Below are 17935 nucleotides of genomic sequence, written 5' to 3'. Positions count from 1 at the left end.
TTCTACTGGCAACATATCCGGAGGAGTTTTTCCTTTTCCCAGAAAACCCACCAACTTTTAAGGTGAAGATTAAAATTTCATTCTAATTTGTCAATGTCAGAGATAACAAATCCTTTTTCATAGTCATGCACGAAAGAAATTTTGTACTTCTCTTTATTTCTTACGTCTGGCTTCTCTTGTTGTGCAATTGCAATTACAATTAGCTTAGATATACCATGGTCCTCTTGCATTTCAATTACTTTAAATGGTTCAAATGAATACAACACATCTTTCCCAGGTTTTACAAAATGTCGTTGCTGCAAACCATATAATATCTTCCGTTGGAGTTCGACAACTAACATTCTTTCTAATCGATCCTCGCGGTTTTGAGGAAATTGCCACAGAGCAATCCACTCTACATTATCTTTTTCAACTGGGCTGACACTGGCTGCTGTGACTGATTGAACATTCGCGCTTAAAGAAATTGCCAAGATTAGCAATAACATCTTTTTCTTGAACAAGTTTATCACCTCATATTTATCTTTTCCATGAATCATTATCAGCTATTCATTTTTACTTCCCTTCTTTTCTAAAAAGTAAAAAACAGCCAATCAATGATTGGCTGTTTTAACTTTAGGTCTATTTTGAAGCACTAATTTCCCCAGATCCAGTACATCCAACTTGACCTGCACCACCACATACAGCTCTTAAATAATATTGACCTGCACCTGCAACCACACTAGTATTATCCCATCCATTATTATAAGCGGCAGACGATGACTGTACCAAGACATCATCTGACACCCCTGAACTTCCTGAAACTTTATAAATACCAAATCCCACACCGTGAAGGGAACCATCGTTTACCCACTCAGCATATATCGTCTTAGTCTGACCTGAAGGGATAGTTATAATTGCGGAATAACCTTCATGATCCGATGCACTCAGTGTTAGTTTTTGGCATTGGGTTAAGGAATCGCTGCAGTCACTGTAACTATAGGCTGACGTCGGAGTCACATTGATCGAGAAAGCTATCGTTGAAATTATTGCGAAATACATCAGCTTCCTTAAACCACTAGTATAATTATTTAATACGACCCTCATTAAAATTCCTCCTCTAATTTAGTTCCATCCAGATCATATCATGAGTAATTTTGTTATAGAATAGTATATTTTTACCTTTTTATACACACTTAAACAACCCGACTCTTATGCCATTAGCAATGCTTTGACGCATAATTTGTCGTAACTAATTAAGAATTTAGGCACATACACATAGACTACGCCGCAATTAGGAGACTGCTGCAAAAGTGCTCATTCGGAATGCCAACTTAAGTGAATCAAAAAAACGAGCCCCTAGAATCGATTCTAAGGCTCGTTTTGAGGTAGGGGAGACATTTTATGACCCCCTAAAAAAGTTGAATTCTTCAAAAGCACGACTTTTGCAGGGCTCTCAATTAGGAGGCAATGCTCATAAAGTTTTACAATGTTCGACTTTAATCCTTCACGCAAAAAAGAGCTTGAATAAATCCTGAATCATCTTCTCTCTAAGTTCAGATATCCCTTATATCCCCCTCGTAAGCAATACTTCCAATTCTCGACATATATTAGCGGACATGTTGATCTTGACTTAACCGACGCATTAGGAGAAATAAAAGTTATTCCTTTAAGACACCGAATGTTCGCGAATCTTAATTTACGGAATTTATAGAGGAGGAAATTTCATGCCTGATAAGAAGCAATTAAAAGAAACGATAGCTCAAGGCGATGACTCAATTGATTATGTCCTAATCTTAAATACCGACGGAACTTTTGAACTTATTGAAGGAGCAGGAGCAGGTGCTGTCTCTCATCTGAATTATGTAACAAGATGGAATCCTTTTGATCAGGGTAACGATTACGTTGGATCAAAGGCGGCAAAAGATAAAGAACATATATCGAGAATTATGGATGGGGCTAAGAAAGCCTGGGATAAATTCAAGGAGACTGGGTACACCAGAATAACGAATTTATGGGAATACCCCCCCCTCTTTCACGCTACTACATCAACTCAAATAATGAATAGGTCTCTTACGGCGAGGTGCCGTAAGAGACCTATTCTTGTTTCTTCTACCTGTACTAGACCCCACTACTGCTGGGCTGACTTAATCCATAAAAAACCTGTTCTAGACTTCAGTATCACCAACTCTGATGAAACTTGAAATACTCCGTCCACTTCCCACTAATGTTGACCAGGACCGATGTCGTTTTTACAACACCATTAGGGTACTTGGCCACAAATATAAACTTATATTGGCCATCCTTCAGCGACTCCAACTTTACATCAGCCTGTTCTGATCCAATATAGCCCGTCCAATTCACTCTATCACTGGACGATAGCGTTGTACTACCAATAGAAACGGCAGTAACGCTCACGCTGCTTGCATTAGTTCCAATCGCTCCGGTGTCAGTCGTTGAGGCCTTTAATACAAACCGTTCTCCCGCCCAGAATGTGTCTTCTGATCGTTGGCTGTCTGGATACTGGTTGTTCCAATCCTTCCTGTGCTGCTCCCAATCCTCTGTGTGCGTCACGATTCCCGTGATACCTAACTCACCTATTTGAATGGTTTTTGTGATAGTATCCGCTGCTCCTTTCGGATCCGTTACAGTAAGAGTCACCACGTATGCGCCAGGATGGTTTACCGTATCAGCTCCACTAATGGTCATATCTGTAGAGGAGCCTAATTTAACCGTACCATCAGGGTACTGGATACTCCACTGTGAAGTGAGCGTATCATTGTCTGGATCGGTCGACGTATTCGTTATCTTCACATCGTCACCTTCAAAGGCTGGTTTCGGCAGCCAATCGAAATCAGCCACCGGTGGGCGATTCGTCACAATGTTAAAGAACTTCGGATCGCTCCAATCGCTCCACTCATATCCATCGTAAACGCGTACGATAACGTACATATTTGTGCTTTCCGGGAGATCCGCATTCGGCACAAACGATACTGCAGAGCCTGCTCTCGCATACGTATCTGCCTGCAGTACGCCGCCATAACGATAAATGCGGAGCTGGTACTGCGACTGCTCATCCCCGTCCGCATCGCTATACGTCCATTTGAACGTTGGCCGCAGCGTATCGAGCTTCGTCGGATTGGTTTGATCGCTGCTGGACGGCGTTGTAATATTCGGTACCGGCAGCCGGTTCTTCACCGTCACCTGTAGTTCGAATTGGTCTGATGCTCCAACTGAATCCGTAACGGTTTGTCGGATCTTAAACGTCCCGAGTGTGCTAAATGATTTGGTCCAGCTCGTCCGACTCTTGCTCGCAAGTGATTCTGCCGAATTGGTCGTGAGATTCTTCAGATAGTATTCATGCTCCAGGTTCTCCCGTCCCCCATCTTCCTTATCATGAGCAGTTGAATCAAACGTTACGGTCACGCCGCGATAGGTCGTGATGTGACTTGTCGTGAACCCGGCCACTGGCGGCGTATTCAATACCGCTATCATCGTCACATCGAGCATTTTCACAGTGTAGGCACTCCAAGCCCCGTACTCATCGCGCACCGCCATACCCACTTCGTATTGGCCGATTTCCTGCGGTGTGAGCAGCTTCTCCGCAACGTATTCTCCGCTAGGTGTAATGTAGTAGAAGCGCTTCTCTAATATGCCTCGGGTCGTCTTGTAATCGATCCCCGTATCCTCAGTCGAATAATTCGTCGCACTTTCATAACGATCGGGGTCGTAACTGTGATCGGTCCATTTCACAACACCATCGCTAGCCTGCTGCACAATCTCATAGTCGGATACTGGTCGCCGGTGAACTGTGATTTTGCGAATGTATGGATCTGACTCTGCACGGTATTCATCAAATTCACTCATCGGCATCAAGTACGATGGGTTTGGATCGTCCTGCGCCTGCAGCGCTACCAGGTAGTCGCCTACCTTATCAAACGTCAGCTGCGGCGCTGTGAACGTCTGTCCGTCGAGTGCCGATAGGCCTTGGTTATTGATGAAGCGCGGCGTGTGTGCGATCGTCCATTGATAGTCACCGCTCGATGGATCGTTCTCCGGATCTTCATACGTAATTTTCTTGTACGCCACTTCGGCTTGCTGCGTCGTTTCATCCCAAATGGCATAGTCGGTAGACCACTGGGCTGTATCCCCAAGATCCTTGTACTGAATGGCACCGAATGTCACAAAGGATTTATCGCTAAAGTAGCCGTATCTTCCTGTCGTATACGTTGAATCCTTCACATCGAACAAAGGCACGTTTCCGATGAAGGCCTGCAGACGGGCATCTCTTGTCAGCAGCTTAACCGAATAAGACTTCCCATCCTCAAAAGCGTACGTGCTCGAATCGAGTAGGGTACGCTGGCCGTTCTCGTACTTGGCCAGCATCACGTTCGAACCGTCTGTTTCAAACGCATAACGGTCTTCAGGATTTTGCATCCGGAAGGAGAAGCCAAGCGTCTCCGTATCATAGCTTTTGTACTTCATGGTGAAGCTGATTTTCATCTCGGCATTCGCCAGCTGATCCGTCGAATAGAACTGTCCGCTCGTAAACGATTTTCGAATAACAGGTGTCGTTGTTGGCGTTCCCTTCGACAACGTGAGATAGAAGCCATCACTGGTTCCAGTCGTCTCGTTCTTCGTGAGGGAAGCATAAATGCCATCCCCTACGTATTCACCGAATATCTGGAACGTGCCGATACAAGTAACCCCAGCCCGGCCAACTTCTTGTCCTGCATCATTGCGAACGCTATTATAGCCACTCTTTACGCCCGTGACATTGTAAGCACTCGTACACGTTGCATCTTTACGCGACGTATGATAGCCGTCAATCGTCGTTGTGCTTGGGTTACCGCTAGTCGTGGTGCCGTCATGATTGACGTAAAACTTAGCCGCTGCCTCGATCGTACCATCGCTGTACGCATACATATCGAGATTGTCGCCATTTTCTAGTGACTTCGTCTGTTTAATTGCGCCTGTCTTCGTGTTAATGACATACACGTTTTCACCCGCGCTCGCTGTCACCTGTGACGTGCTTGTCCGATAGTCATAATACTTCTTGGCGTACAAGGTGCCTGCATCATAGTTAATCATGAGGCTCGCTACATTGTTCGGGTACACATAACTGGCGTTAGTGGTAGCGGTATAAGCTGGCCCCCCTGATCCAAGCGCAGTACGCCATGCAAACGTGTAGTCTGCATTGTATTTCGTAACGTACAGTTCGGAGAACGTAGTTGCAGCTGTGGTCGCTCCATATCCTTCGTAGAAATACATGGCTCCCGTTGGATCAAAGAACATATCACTCACCTGGACATAAACGCCTGCCGTTGATCCCAGCTTCGGCGCTGTGCTCCAAGTCGCCTTGTATTGAACCGACAAGTCTGGAAGCAATTCAAACATGACCTTAAGCGAAACCTCTGGAGCTGTAACTCCGCTTATTCTTGCTTCAAATACGACGCGATCACCATTCGTTGAAATGATCTTCATTAACGACCCGAGTCCATAGGCACCCGTGTTACCCGTCATATCATGAATCGTCGCAATCTGTGCTTGCAGCTCCTCGTTTGCTGCATAACGATCAATCAGCGATCCGGTGAAGGCATCGTAGATGAGTAAATCATAGACACTGAATGTCTGTGTTTTCGATGAACTTTCTCCGGCTGGGGTATATTTATTGGTCGCCTGGAACAACGCTCTTACATAAATCTTATCCCCTGCAAGCTCCCACTCATCAATTTCGACATAAGAATAGGTCAGAGGTCCGGTTGCTGTGCCGGTCTTCGTATTATAGGTTGTGGTCTTTGAGAAACTTGGTAGACCAATAATCTTAAATGCAAACGGCGTTGTACCGCTTTTGTACTTCGGACAGATTACCCACCCACACACTTCATAATCCAGCTGCGGAAGGTTGTTTATATCGACTGCATAAAGAGCCGACACGTCCGTGGTCGAATTGTACGTATCGTAATAAAGGTATTTTTTATTAGATCGAATCCGACTCACCGTACCTTGTGCTGCGATTTTCCATGCCGCAGCGGTTTCATCCAGAATAGGGTTCGTCTGTGTGGAATCATAGTCCGTGCTGCTGCGCCAAGGTGAAAGGTTATTCGGCCCATAACCATTGTCTTGGAATCCCGCCGGCAGTGTTGTATATAGAGTTGCGCTGCCCCTTGTATAATTAAAGCCCTTGAAATATTGATGCGGGCTGCCGGAGTTGCGTGCTTCCCCGCTGACCAGATTATTGCCGCTTACCCGCCATAGATTATTCTTGTTAAATACTTCCGTTGATGAGCCGGTTACATAGACCGGCCAGTTGAGCATCGTTTCAGGTTTCACCTGCGTGTAAGGCTCTAGATCGGGCTGCTCGTTCTTGCCCTCCACCGTAAAGGATACCGAAGGTGCATTGTTGACGACATCCATCACGAGGCCGTCAGTGACTAAAACATTCGTCTCGGCTGTCAGCCCGTATTCGTCGGTGACTTTCACGTAAAACCAATACTTACCGACCTTCGACGGAGAGTAGACAATGCGCTGCATGCTGCCGTATACTTTCTGCCAAGCGTCGTCATCAAAGCCATTGTTTGCAGTGTCGTACTTGAACTGATATTCAACCTTTACGATTTCGTCACCATCTGGCGAATACGATTCATTCAGAATGTTGGCCGATTCATCACGAACCGCCTTCGCTGGTACATTAAGTTTTGCGATTGGTGGAAGGTCGGGCTTAACGATAATGGTACAGGTCGCGTTCGAAAGCGAATGTAATCCCTTCTCGTCCGTTACGCCCAGCTCCACGATGACCGTAATATTGTGATCGGTATCGTTCGTATACGCCGTTTGCTTGTTCGTCCATTCGTCGAGCGTGTGGTCGATCTTTCGGCTAATGGGGCTGTAGCTCTTCGAAGCATCGAATAGCGATTGATCGACTGGATGGTTTGCCGTAACGACTTCCGGACATACCGCTACAGGAACAGGATTCTTCGGCACAACTTCGATAGATGTCGTCGCCTTAGACATGGCACCAAGTGAATCTCTCATGTACGCCGTAATATAGTGGAAGCCTACCTCGTCCATTGTGATGTTCGGAATGATGTATGAGGTCGTGTAGTTATAGCCGCTGCTGCTGATCTTGTTCTGCAGCCATTCGTCAGCTGAACTTAAATCATAACCAGCGAAAGTGATCGTATCTCCATTGGGATCGTATGGCGTCGGTACGGACGAATCCATGATGACCGTAAGATCCATAATTGAACCTTCCGTCACTTGGGCAATTGGTTTCGTTCGAGCCGTATTATAGACAAACCCCAACTGAAACTCCGGTGGATCATTATTAGAATCGTCAGTAACGGTGAGCGTCTTCGGCCCGATCCAGTTGCTTGTTCCGCAGCTCGTGACCACTTTCATATAGATCTCGTGAACGCCTACCCCAATATTCCATGGATAGCTTGAATAAGAGTACGTACTATCCGTTGTCATGCCACTAATCATCGACGATGTCCACGTTGAACCGTCCCGCTCGATCTTGTAATAATGGCCCACATAGGTACAGCCATTCAGTTCCCAGTCCTTCGGATGAAGCTTAAAGGATTCACGGTATTTGATCGATGCTGGTGTGACATCGAAGTCCGCCGTAAAATCCGCGGTTTTCTCATAATAGAACGATACCCACGCTTCGCTGCTGCTCTTGGTCAAGGATACGGTAACAGCGCTGCCGCCGATCGTAATAATCGAATCGGAATATCCGCCCGATTTGCTGGAACTCCGTCCCTGATACGTGCCGTAGGTCGTATTGGCCGATAGCGTCTTTGTCGTTGCAGCATCCGTTAGATTCGGAACGACAACGCTCTCCTCATTGGCTTTCGTGTAGGTTCCTGTTGGACCAGTTCGCACCATATGACGAACATGAATGATTCCCATATTCGCGGACTGGTCTATGTCGTATACGTAATCAAGGTAGAGCTTCTTAAATCCGCCATTGTAAGTCAGCGTCGGGAACTCACCTGGCGTAGGCGTACTGTCCGCTGCTGCTGTTGGCAGTGTACCCGTTGTCGTCTTTGCATAACCAGCATAGGTATAGCCGCTTGGCGCAGCTGTATGGGTGAACGTGTAAGTCTGCTTCAGCTTTAACGATTTGTCGATGTCACTCATCCCCGGTATGGCAACACCGCTGCGATCTACATGGCGGATCGTGACAGAAGCATCTTTATCGTAAACATAGTATAGATACAGCTTTGTAAAATTACCTTCGAAGGTGAATGCTGCATATTCACCAGCAGTCGGGTTATTAAAGTCTGTAGGCGCACTTCCGGATACGGTTGCCGTTTTCACATAACCGGCATAGGTATACCCACTTGGCGCAGCTGCACTCGTTGAACTAAATACAGCATTCTTCACCAGGGGTTCGTCCCGATCCTTGTCGGCTAACTCCGATATGGGATTACCGTCGCGGTCCACATGACGAATATAGGCTTGCGCCTCTGACTTCTTGGTATAGTACAAATTCACATGATAGATGTCGTAGGTGCCGTCATAAGTCACATCTGGCGGATTGCCCGAAAAAATAGAGCCACCGCTTGGTGGCCCGACAGTTGACTTCTTATAGCCATTATAGGTGTACTTCGCATTCGTCGCTGGTGTGAACCCCAGTGACTCGCCTTGCGTAACGTTTCGTGACTGGTTGGTAAAGTCGGCATCGATATTCGTTCCATCGGTTAAATAGTAATGAACCGATTCTCTGCCATCTAATTGGAATTCAAAAAGCAATGGAATGTAGTAGCGATAGATTAGAGTGTCGTCGGTACATTTCGGGCAGTAGTCTACGCCTTCATCAGCTGATCTTTTTCGAACATTATAAGTTTGTAATGAGCTAAGAAGTGCTGAAACACTCGCAGTGAAACTAACTGTTGATGACTCTTTACCATATATATTTGTTGCTTGGTAATTTGTAATACTCGTGCTTGTAAATTTTTGAAACTCTGACCAGGGTTCAGAACCAACGCGAGAACTTGTGAAATATTCAGAATGAGCTGTCGGATCAAATGCTTTGACGGTAACGCTTCGCACTCGCCGATCTGGGAAGTTAAATGTATACGAATTTGAAACTGTTTCCGTTGTACCAGGACGCGGACTAGATAAATCCCATGAACCATCATTCTTACTCCATACCTCGTAGTACATAAACCCAACTGCTACATAACGAGACTGTCCATTCACAATTCTATTAACAGGTTGTATGCTCGTGTTATCTCCAAGCGCTGCTTCTGCAATTTTGGGCACAAAAATGGCGGGTATAAGACCCGCCAAAATAGCAAATATGAGCACTAGACTTGTAAATTTTTTCATCTTCATCATATCACCTTAGTTAAATGGATTTTTAATCAGAATGGGGAACGCTTTGGTATCAACCGCACTACTAATTCCGATATAATCAACCTGACTTAATTTAAAGTTCATATAGTTGGTATCTCCGAAATTATCCTTATCTGTAATGTCTGATTCACTATAGTAATGGATCCGATACCCATCTATTGATTCACGTATCCCAGCCAATTCTCCCCGATCACGGTATCTTTTTTCCTTCGAAAGGAAAAACAATCCCGTCCCCATTGAACCCGTTTGCGTCGTCGAAGATCGAATGTACGTGCTACCTCCTACACTCTTGATTAAGTCCCAGCGATAGTAATTGGACCCTTCGAGCAGGAATGGAAAGTCCTTTTCTTCTAACACATAAGCTTTCGTTGCCTGTGTACCTGTCCAATACGGATCAAGTAAGCTTTCCACACCTTTGTAATACGGCAGAAACGGTTTAATATCGACCAGCTTCGCCACGTCCTCCAGCTTCGGAATGTCCTTCTTCCCGATCCAGACGAACTGGTTCACACTGTCCCATTCTACCGATTCTCCAAACGCTTCACTAACGAAACGAAGCGGTACATAGGTACGCCCATTCACTGCATTAGCTGGCGCATTCAGCGTCAGCGATTTGCCATTGACCGTTGCTGTTTTCGCTCCAATTGTCAGCTTAATTGTGCGATCACCTTTGACAATCGTAATGTTCTTCCCGACGAGTGACAGCTTGCCGCCAAGATTATCGGACACGACGCGAACGGGAACGAGTACCGAACCATTTTCATTGAATGGCCGCGCATCCGTAAAAGCGATTTTACGAGCGTTAACGAGTACTTCAATCGGCAGCGGCGTATGAATCAGCTTGGAGATCGAATAGGGGCCGTCTGCAGCTTGTACGGTCGTTGCCAGCGAACCGCACAGCATGGATACTGTAGCTAGTAGAAGGAGTAGTTTTTTCTTCATAGAGATCGTACCTTTCTTTAATGTAGTTGTTTATACCGCAACCGGAAAAGCCTGCCACTTAGCAACCGTAATGCTGGCGCGCCGGTCGGCCTTATAAAAAAGACAGCTAGTCCTTACCTGTTAAGGTCTTAGCTGTCTTCGACATGAATTAATCCTATTAGTCCCTAGCTGTCAACCTTCTTTTCCTTCGGTTGCCAAACAACCGGACGCAGTAAAATGCCATCCTCTCGCTCTTCAAATAACAAGTAATCGCCTTCCTTGATATCTAGAGAAGAAGACTTCGCAATTGCCGCAAGGCTAATAATCATTCGTTTCTGTATTTGCTGTACAATTTCAGCCATATTGTAAAACCTCCAATAACAGTATATATGTATCAACAGTCTACCAGTATATACCGTTATTGTAAACCACTATTTTACAGACGGTCAACTTACCTCCAAATTAGTAACCTTTATATTCATGGCTTGATCCAATCACATATTCGAAATCGTCCGACACACCAAAATAGCGAGGATGCTTGATCTTCACAATCGCTACGACTGACGGGCCTAGCAGCGTGTCTGTGTAATAATAAGGCGGACCGGAGCTGTACGTCCGTGGAAATGGCCCCGTTTCAACTTGTTCGAACAGTACGACCTGGAGACCATCCTTCCATACACTCGTTGCTAGCGGGTCTAGGCCGCTATCCAATTTCAATTGTCGTTGCAACGCGTCCAGAAATACGGTATAGGTCTGCTCGAACCGAACTTCACCCTGCTCTAACGCCACGGGTTCCACCTGCAGCGCAGCGTCATGTGTGCCAAGATCCACCGCTTGCTTCAGCTGTGCGTGCAGCTTGGTTTGCAGAGACTCATCCAGATCCCACGCCTGAAACAGCAGGAAGATCGGTGTCATTAGAAGCAGTACAAGGACCCACTTCATGGCTCCAAGTACTCACTCATAATAGAGATGGGGTAATAATAGTCTCTCGCTTCATCTGTGCCGAACAAATCAAATATTTGCGTTGGCCCTTGGGGATACCTCAGTGAGACATCCATTACCTCCCCCCGTAGCGAGACCGTATCCGGCCCTTCCAGCTTCACCGAATCGCGGTCGAAGTACAGATCGTCGAGGTCAGACAATACTTGCTCCTTGATCTCAGGGGATAATCTCCCCTCAAGCGCGGCCAAATGCGCCATCTGATTCGCCTTCTTCTGGAGAACTTGGTCACGATATTGCAGCGTCCGCTCCACTTCTGGCTGACTCATATAGTAAAGAAAAAAGACAGACAGCATAATAAAAGCAAGTACTTTCGTCATAATAAATAAGGGCGGTGCACGGGTAGGGCACCGCCTCCTCCCCTCTGTATTAAGGCAGCGCAGATGGAACAGTCGTCGTTTGCGACATCGTATGCGCTCGATCCTTTTGTGTTTTGGCATCGCCGAATGTTCCATCCGATGAAAAGACCGTCAAGCTAATCAGTATCAATGTGGCTGCGATTAATACGAGCAGCGCCATTACCTTTGTCATGTTACAACACTCCTTATCGTTTTATCATGTAAATGCCCCTCTGTTATGGAAGGGCGGTTGGTACCGTTGTTGTCTGCGACATCGAGTGAGCCCGTTCTTTCTGTGTCTTGGCATCGCCGAATGTTCCATCCGAGGAGAAGACGGTCAAACTAATCAGAATCAGTGTTGCTGCAATTAATACGAGCAGTGCCATTACTTTTGTCATGTTGGTTAATCCCCTTTACATCATGAAATAGTGGAATCGAACATTGCGTATATAAACGAATGTGAACTACGGCAATTGCGTTGGTACGGTTGTTGTTTGTGTCATCGTGTGCGCTCTTTCCTTCTGTGTCTTGGCATCGCCGAATGTTCCATCTGAGGAGAAGACGGTCAAACTAATCAGAATGAGTGTGGCTGCAATGAGTACGAGCAGTGCCATTACTTTTGTCATTTGTAACTATCCCCTATCATTATTGATTGAGCACTTCAAGAAGCATGCTCTTATATACGTTGGTAGACACATTCATAAAGTAGACAAGTGTCAATACCGACACGAACACTACCATAAAGCCGAAATAACCATTGAGCTTCAGCTTCCGCTTCCGGCGCTGCCGACGGAAGTCAAGGAAGGATTCATAGTTCTCATCGAGCAGATCTACCGCTACTTCCGGATTGGCGTGATCAATTCTTTCGAGCAAGCTTGCCAAGCTGCGTGACTCTTTGGTCCCTACTCGCTCACCGAACTGTTTGAAGGCCCGTCCGCTATCAATGGGGTATTCGAACAGGAGCTGGTCCAAATCTTTGCGCAGCGCCTTCATATACCGGCTATACTCCGACAATTTGCGATATACACTTTGGTAGTGAACAGCGCTCTCTGCATGGTAGTCGTTAGACAAGAGCAAATATAAATCAAACACTTCATCATTCTTCTTGGCCTGCCGATCCTTCTGAAAGGCATCGAGTAACAATCGAACCGGGAAATAGCGATGGCCGCTCCAGGACAGGACATAGCACACCGCTAGCAGAATCATGCCCTTAATGGGATAGGTATGCGTATGAACCAGCACCACGGCATGCAAGTAAATCACCCAGACAATAAACAGCCCATCCCGAAAGAAACGATATTGCCAAGCTGTTAGCGCAGCAGGCATGCCAGCTGTTCGAAAGGCACTATCCAGTCGTTCATCCTGATACAAGCGCTGCATGACCAGCATGTGCTCATCCAATGAATACTTGAGCCGCTTCAGCGGGCTTTGCGGTTTCTTTCTTAAATAGATCAATTCGTGAACCATGAACACGAACAAGATCGGTATAACAACAAAAATGAACACTTTCCATATCGTCACGACCATGCATCACACCTCAAGTTTCGGCTTCGATAGGATGAAGGAAGTGACTAGTCCTATGGCACAAGACAGAACACATAAGAGAAGTGCCTGGAACACTTTCGGCTGCTGGAATAGGAGCTGCCAAATCGCCCCCTCGAATAACCGATTCATGCCGTAAATCGCAAATGGCAGACCCGCTGTCGGAATGAATCCCATAATGACGGCTTCCGAATACTCGCTCTTCTCTTCTTCAATATGACGCAGCGATTCTGTCATATCCCCGTGCACCTTCTTAAGTGCTCGTTCAATGTCACGGTTCTCCTCTATGGCCTTAATAAACAACACCGACAGCTGTTTAGCCCACCCGTTCTGAACTTGAAATTCGAATAGGGCTACGGCCCTTCGAATCGATGTCTTCCCCTCTAACTGAAGCGTGTTGACCATAGCGCCGAACGCTCGTTTCATTGGACCATGTAACGCCTCCGTCACTGAGAATAACGCGCGGTACAGATCGCCTTCGTGGCCTGGCTGTCGGTAATGAAGCAGCAACGCCTCCACACCATCCATAAGGGCATAGCTGTTCTCGCGCCGTGCCAGGAATAGTTGGAGACGCTTAAATCCATAGGGAACGAGTCCGATGATCGCTGCATACAGGAGAACCTTCATATTCATGAACTGCTGAATGGATCGTACATCGAAATCAACACCGCCAAACCCACGCAACAACAACAAATAAGCACCAACGAATAAACTGGCACTCATGGCAATGAATTGTGTGATGCGCTGGGGAGTGAAGGTGCGCCCTGTTGCTCGAAGCAGCATTTCCAGATGGAGGTGCACACGGCTACTAGTTTCCTCATTATCGTTTAGCGGCTCCAAGTAATCCGGTGTATACCAGCGCCGCATGAGCGGTGTACTGATCACCTGAACGAGCTTATAGACACTCACCATGAACAGGAGGAGCAGTATCCCTTTTAGAATCATTTCCTTGTCCAATTGGTTCAGCTCCCTCCTGCGATCTGGCTGCTCAATGCATATTCAATATGTGAGCCGCGCATTGGCTTTTCTTGTTCCAGCCGCTGAAGTGTGGCGAGCGCCGCTTCCGCTTCCTCTGGCGCTCGCTCTTTCATTTTCTGCACAGTGGCCGGTGACACATCATATTTATATGTCCAATCCTTAAGCTCATTGTCCCAGCGCATAATATAGTGCGAGCTGACAGCCAGCGTCTGTGGGTCCAATCGAATCTCTGCAATGCCGAACAGCTGCTTCGCTCCGCCTGGCAGCTCACGCATGACCAATACATAATGAAGGATGTTCGCTACGCGTATCACTTCCTCGATATAAGAGCGATTCTTGTATCGCTGCAGAACAAGCCGTGCAAACTGACCTGGGATATTTTCGGTCTGCTCTGTATGGTACGTTGTCATTGCACCGCCTTCTCCGCGTTCGCAGGAGTTGCAGTACAATTCAATCTCTACGCTCCTGGACTCGCCGATCACACAGAAGTTGTAATCCGAGCGCAGTACCAAATCAAACACACTGTCGTAATCCGACTCCTGCATGACAACCATCTCAATCAATTGCGCATCGGGATACGTCTCACTCAGCTTCAACTCAAAGTGTCCACGCTCAATCGTTACAGCAACCTGTCCCTGGCGATATCGTTCATCAAACAACGCCTTTAATAGGGTGGACTTACCCGATCGCACCTTCCCGGCAAGCACGACATTCAGCATGGAACGGCCAATGGCTGTAACAATCGGCAGAGCTTCTACCGGCATGCTGCCGGTTCTGACGAAATCGGAAAGACGCGGCGTTCGCATCGTATAGTTACGGAATACAATCGTAGTCTGTTTGACACGCGGTGGGATCATAATAAGCACGCGCGTTCCGTCTTCCAGATCAATCTCAAGCTTTGGATTGAATTTGTTAATATGGGCAAACTCATCCTTCATCCTGATCTTATCGATAATGTTCTCGACTTTTTCTACCGACTCGAAGCGAAAGGAACGTAAGGCTGGCTCACCCGGTATATCGAAGAATATCCGTGTACCGATAATCCGCGCTGATTGTGATTGTGCGAATTTGGGATGCTTCCACCAGGTCGAAATAGGACCTAGACCAAATGTTTCCTGGAATACGGCTTCAACTACCGAATCGTAATAGCTCGGATAATCAACATCCATGAGCTGCGCTGAACGAAGAACCTCATCGATCTCGCCTTGAAAGAGACGAACGGCCTCCGGTTTCCCGACTACAGCCTCATGCTGCAGCTGCCGCCACTTATCTGTCTCTTTTTCGCTCTGTTTGTCATTTTTGTCCTTGAAGTAGGTAAGCACATGCTGACACGCTTTTTTGAACGTCTCTGTTACCGCATTCGTATGCCGTTTAGGTGAGGCTGCCGCTTGTTCTTGGTTCGCACCGGCATATTCCAACACATCAAATGGCCGTTCAAGCCAGGTGGCTGTCATTGTCGGTTCCATATCCACCAACCCTTTCTCGCCGCTTCTTCCCGCAGCGTTAAATCAAACCTTCTGAGCAATTCCTTTGCCAGCTTATTCATTTGTTCCTGATAACCAGAATGGTTGACCGTAGTTAGAAGCTTTCGCTCCCCTTCACACAGCCAGCCCTCGCTCTTCAAGTCAGGCAGGGCACCTAAGAGGGGAAGCTCCATCTGCCGGGCGAACATACCTGCCTCGCCAAAGCTGCTCCGATATCGGTTTAAGAGCAGTAAGAAGCCCGGCAGCTTGGTCCCCGGCAAATAAAACAGCTGTAACAGCTCCTTGTACTGCTTCCACATGGATAATGCGGCAGGCTGCTGCGTAGATAGCAAGATGCGAATGTCAGCATGAAGAATGGCCTGCAAGCACAAATTGTTATCTGGACTCGCCCCGGCATCAATAATGACGAAATCAAATTCCTGCCTAGCGCACTGTATGATATGGTGTGCTGCCTCCGTCTTGTACCGATATTTCTTGGCGAGGTCCGCATTCCCCGCCAAATAATGAAACCCACCGACCGGCTGCATAGCTGCAGCAAGATCAGCGGGCTTCAGCACGCGTGATTCTTGAATTTGGGTATAGAGCTGATTGAGCATTGCACCATTATACGGAACGAGCAGCCCAGGATTGGAAGCATTAAACCCTAATACAGCTACCCGCGCATGCTTGGCGCATAGGTCAGCAAGCGATAGCGCCGTAGAAGTGACTCCGGACTGTGCGAGTGCGCCGACGATTGTAATCACTTTCCCGCCAGATGTCCCGGCCTTACTTCCGATATAGCGCCGTTCAATCTCATCGATAATCTGCTCCACCGTTCGCTTAGGCGGCAATAAATCAACCCCATAGCGCTCACAGATGATGACAGCCTCAGACACTGGCCCGCTGTCTGCCTGGTAGCTAAGCAGGTACGCTAGTTTCTTCTCCGGGCCGACGATCTTCCTAACGTCCTCCACCTGATACAGTGGTACTTCACGATCCGACAGTAGAATAAGGTCGGCATGGCTTAATGGCAGTTGAGCAGATTGCAGCAGCGCGATATCCAGTACGGCGATATCTCTTGCTGCCGGTATTTGATTCAAACACCGAATGAGCTCTTCATCACGGCCAACTAATACAATGTTCATGTTCTGTACCCCACAATAAGTTGATAGTTGGCACTGATTAAACTTGAGAGCTGCGCGAGTTGATCTTCTGTTAATTCGAGCTCTAATTTCTGTCCTCGCACTGTAGCCATTGACCGGACATTCGGATTTCCATTTTCTTGCGCATTCTGGACTTCTTTCGAACCCGAGTCCTTGTAGTAAGCAACCACAATATCCTCAAGCACCTTCTTTGCAGAGGCTGGAAGTGCCACTCCATTTCCCGTCTCCGGATCTACCTTGCTCGCATCCTTTGCTGGAACAGCATAAATGGTCACTTGATCTAATCGCCGCAAACTACCGGGGACCGACAGTAGCCATTCTTGCGGCACTTCAACGACTGTTGATCCCGGCGTTCCAAGCAAAGCCATCTTATCTACCCGATTAAGCGTCAGCTGGTCACCGGCTTCAATCAGCTGCAACGCCTCTTGTCCAACAACCTCGTACGGGTCTTGTATGGCACCCGTAATGGCATAATCCTTTTTCAATCGCACGAGTGATACATCCGCTTCTTGAATCTCTTCATGCGGCAGTATTTGCCGATTCGCGATAACGACATACGTAGAATCCAGTTGTTTCGTCCAACGTGTGTCAAGCATGTACAAACAAACCACCGCGAATGTCATAAAGAATACATAGACCATGATTCGATTCGCCTTGTTCAAACTATTACTACCCTTCCACTTCATCTCTGTTGTACCTCCAATAACGACTCTGTTTGACCAAGTCGTTTTTTCAATTGCTCCCATTCCTTTAAGAGACTCGCATACGCTGCTTCCCGGCCGTCCCAATAGAGCGTCTTAGGAAACAATAGCAGCGCTTGTTCGAACGCCGAAACATCAATGACGGTCTCATTAGGGACTGCTCTTATGACAAGCATTTCACAGGCCTCTTCCAGTGGGACCTTATCTTTATCTTGAAGTAACTGAAGCTCCTTCAGCTTGCCAATATCGCCTGCCTGCAATCTCCTCCGACCGCCTACAGACTGTTCAAATGAATAGCCGGCAGCCTCTAGCTGATCACACCAGCGTCGAAGTGTGCTGACTGACATCTGAAGCGCGTCCGCCGCTTCTTTTAGCGATATATCCTGCACGGCAATCAACCTCCCTTCGTACAAGTGAACGCTCTGCACAAAACAGCCAGCACCCTGGACGCGCTCTTGGATTCGGTAATCGTCCCCGCATTTCATTTT

Annotated in this window: 17 protein-coding genes; 1 reads left to right on the top strand and 16 read right to left on the bottom strand. The window is 47.1% G+C overall.

What is annotated here, in order from left to right; translation table 11 throughout:
- Positions 1 to 77: 77 nt before the first annotated feature.
- Positions 78 to 500 carry a hypothetical protein gene (locus DFQ01_RS15040; RefSeq protein WP_146216882.1) on the bottom strand — a complete coding sequence of 141 codons (423 nt, stop codon included), beginning with the start codon at positions 498 to 500 and terminating at the stop codon, positions 78 to 80.
- Between the two features lie 118 nt (positions 501 to 618).
- Positions 619 to 1083 carry a hypothetical protein gene (locus DFQ01_RS30855; protein ID WP_146216881.1) on the bottom strand — a complete coding sequence of 155 codons (465 nt, stop codon included), beginning with the start codon at positions 1081 to 1083 and terminating at the stop codon, positions 619 to 621.
- A 620-nt stretch (positions 1084 to 1703) separates the two neighbouring features.
- On the opposite strand from DFQ01_RS30855, the gene DFQ01_RS15035 reads away from it, so the two are divergent.
- The gene (locus DFQ01_RS15035) at positions 1704 to 2180 is read left to right on the top strand and encodes a hypothetical protein (protein WP_110044718.1); all 477 of its coding nucleotides are present in this window, start codon (positions 1704 to 1706) and stop codon (positions 2178 to 2180) included.
- Here DFQ01_RS15035 and DFQ01_RS15030 read toward each other — a convergent pair.
- From DFQ01_RS15030 to DFQ01_RS14980, 14 genes are all read right to left on the bottom strand, one after another.
- Entirely contained in the window at positions 2158 to 8736 is a 6579-nt protein-coding gene (locus DFQ01_RS15030) for a glycoside hydrolase family 78 protein (RefSeq protein ID WP_110044717.1), read from the bottom strand. The genes DFQ01_RS15035 and DFQ01_RS15030 overlap by 23 nt on opposite strands.
- Before the next feature lie 594 nt (positions 8737 to 9330).
- Entirely contained in the window at positions 9331 to 10284 is a 954-nt protein-coding gene (locus DFQ01_RS15020; RefSeq protein WP_110044715.1) for a copper amine oxidase N-terminal domain-containing protein, read from the bottom strand.
- A 164-nt stretch (positions 10285 to 10448) separates the two neighbouring features.
- Positions 10449 to 10625: an AbrB/MazE/SpoVT family DNA-binding domain-containing protein gene (locus tag DFQ01_RS30850; RefSeq protein WP_146216880.1), complete on the bottom strand. Its 177-nt coding sequence runs from the start codon at positions 10623 to 10625 to the stop codon at positions 10449 to 10451.
- A gap of 100 nt (positions 10626 to 10725) precedes the next feature.
- Entirely contained in the window at positions 10726 to 11205 is a 480-nt protein-coding gene (locus DFQ01_RS15015) for a hypothetical protein (protein WP_110044714.1), read from the bottom strand.
- On the bottom strand, positions 11202 to 11582 hold the full coding sequence (locus DFQ01_RS15010) for a hypothetical protein (RefSeq protein ID WP_110044713.1): 381 nt from the start codon (positions 11580 to 11582) through the stop codon (positions 11202 to 11204). Before DFQ01_RS15010 ends, DFQ01_RS15015 begins: the two co-directional genes overlap by 4 nt.
- A 49-nt stretch (positions 11583 to 11631) precedes the next feature.
- Positions 11632 to 11793, bottom strand: coding sequence for a hypothetical protein (locus DFQ01_RS31125; RefSeq protein WP_174812777.1), 162 nt, complete (start codon positions 11791 to 11793; stop codon positions 11632 to 11634).
- Between the two features lie 43 nt (positions 11794 to 11836).
- The gene (locus DFQ01_RS31120) at positions 11837 to 11998 is read right to left on the bottom strand and encodes a hypothetical protein (RefSeq protein WP_174812778.1); all 162 of its coding nucleotides are present in this window, start codon (positions 11996 to 11998) and stop codon (positions 11837 to 11839) included.
- Positions 11999 to 12064: 66 nt separating this feature from the next.
- The gene (locus tag DFQ01_RS31115) at positions 12065 to 12226 is read right to left on the bottom strand and encodes a hypothetical protein (protein ID WP_174812779.1); all 162 of its coding nucleotides are present in this window, start codon (positions 12224 to 12226) and stop codon (positions 12065 to 12067) included.
- Between the two features lie 19 nt (positions 12227 to 12245).
- Positions 12246 to 13121, bottom strand: coding sequence for a hypothetical protein (locus tag DFQ01_RS15005; protein WP_146216879.1), 876 nt, complete (start codon positions 13119 to 13121; stop codon positions 12246 to 12248).
- Between the two features lie 9 nt (positions 13122 to 13130).
- The gene (locus DFQ01_RS15000) at positions 13131 to 14099 is read right to left on the bottom strand and encodes a hypothetical protein (RefSeq protein WP_110044711.1); all 969 of its coding nucleotides are present in this window, start codon (positions 14097 to 14099) and stop codon (positions 13131 to 13133) included.
- Between the two features lie 5 nt (positions 14100 to 14104).
- Complete coding sequence (locus DFQ01_RS14995) at positions 14105 to 15586, bottom strand: ATPase, T2SS/T4P/T4SS family (protein WP_110044710.1); 1482 nt, start codon at positions 15584 to 15586, stop codon at positions 14105 to 14107.
- Positions 15571 to 16728, bottom strand: coding sequence for a CpaE/TadZ family protein (locus tag DFQ01_RS14990; protein WP_110044709.1), 1158 nt, complete (start codon positions 16726 to 16728; stop codon positions 15571 to 15573). Before DFQ01_RS14990 ends, DFQ01_RS14995 begins: the two co-directional genes overlap by 16 nt.
- Positions 16725 to 17432 carry an SAF domain-containing protein gene (locus DFQ01_RS14985; RefSeq protein ID WP_174812780.1) on the bottom strand — a complete coding sequence of 236 codons (708 nt, stop codon included), beginning with the start codon at positions 17430 to 17432 and terminating at the stop codon, positions 16725 to 16727. Before DFQ01_RS14985 ends, DFQ01_RS14990 begins: the two co-directional genes overlap by 4 nt.
- Positions 17429 to 17836 carry a MerR family transcriptional regulator gene (locus DFQ01_RS14980; protein ID WP_146216878.1) on the bottom strand — a complete coding sequence of 136 codons (408 nt, stop codon included), beginning with the start codon at positions 17834 to 17836 and terminating at the stop codon, positions 17429 to 17431. The genes DFQ01_RS14985 and DFQ01_RS14980 overlap by 4 nt, the downstream gene beginning before the upstream one ends.
- Positions 17837 to 17935 lie beyond the last annotated feature (99 nt).

Source organism: Paenibacillus cellulosilyticus (genome assembly GCF_003182255.1).
GTDB lineage: Bacteria > Bacillota > Bacilli > Paenibacillales > Paenibacillaceae > Paenibacillus_T > Paenibacillus_T cellulosilyticus.
The sequence above is the reverse complement of the archived record's forward strand: the minus strand, read 5'-3'. Positions and strand labels throughout refer to the sequence as shown.

What these genes read in the sequence shown, in the direction of transcription:
- DFQ01_RS31120 (WP_174812778.1), bottom strand. Translation starts at nt 11,998, where the DNA reads ATGACAAAAGTAATGGCACTGCTCGTATTAATTGCAGCAACACTGATT.
- DFQ01_RS15015 (WP_110044714.1), bottom strand. Translation starts at nt 11,205, where the DNA reads ATGAAGTGGGTCCTTGTACTGCTTCTAATGACACCGATCTTCCTGCTG.
- DFQ01_RS31125 (WP_174812777.1), bottom strand. Translation starts at nt 11,793, where the DNA reads ATGACAAAGGTAATGGCGCTGCTCGTATTAATCGCAGCCACATTGATA.
- DFQ01_RS15035 (WP_110044718.1), top strand. Translation starts at nt 1,704, where the DNA reads ATGCCTGATAAGAAGCAATTAAAAGAAACGATAGCTCAAGGCGATGAC.
- DFQ01_RS15020 (WP_110044715.1), bottom strand. Translation starts at nt 10,284, where the DNA reads ATGAAGAAAAAACTACTCCTTCTACTAGCTACAGTATCCATGCTGTGC.
- DFQ01_RS30850 (WP_146216880.1), bottom strand. Translation starts at nt 10,625, where the DNA reads ATGGCTGAAATTGTACAGCAAATACAGAAACGAATGATTATTAGCCTT.
- DFQ01_RS14995 (WP_110044710.1), bottom strand. Translation starts at nt 15,586, where the DNA reads ATGGAACCGACAATGACAGCCACCTGGCTTGAACGGCCATTTGATGTG.
- DFQ01_RS14990 (WP_110044709.1), bottom strand. Translation starts at nt 16,728, where the DNA reads ATGAACATTGTATTAGTTGGCCGTGATGAAGAGCTCATTCGGTGTTTG.
- DFQ01_RS31115 (WP_174812779.1), bottom strand. Translation starts at nt 12,226, where the DNA reads ATGACAAAAGTAATGGCACTGCTCGTACTCATTGCAGCCACACTCATT.
- DFQ01_RS30855 (WP_146216881.1), bottom strand. Translation starts at nt 1,083, where the DNA reads ATGAGGGTCGTATTAAATAATTATACTAGTGGTTTAAGGAAGCTGATG.
- DFQ01_RS15010 (WP_110044713.1), bottom strand. Translation starts at nt 11,582, where the DNA reads ATGACGAAAGTACTTGCTTTTATTATGCTGTCTGTCTTTTTTCTTTAC.
- DFQ01_RS14985 (WP_174812780.1), bottom strand. Translation starts at nt 17,432, where the DNA reads ATGAAGTGGAAGGGTAGTAATAGTTTGAACAAGGCGAATCGAATCATG.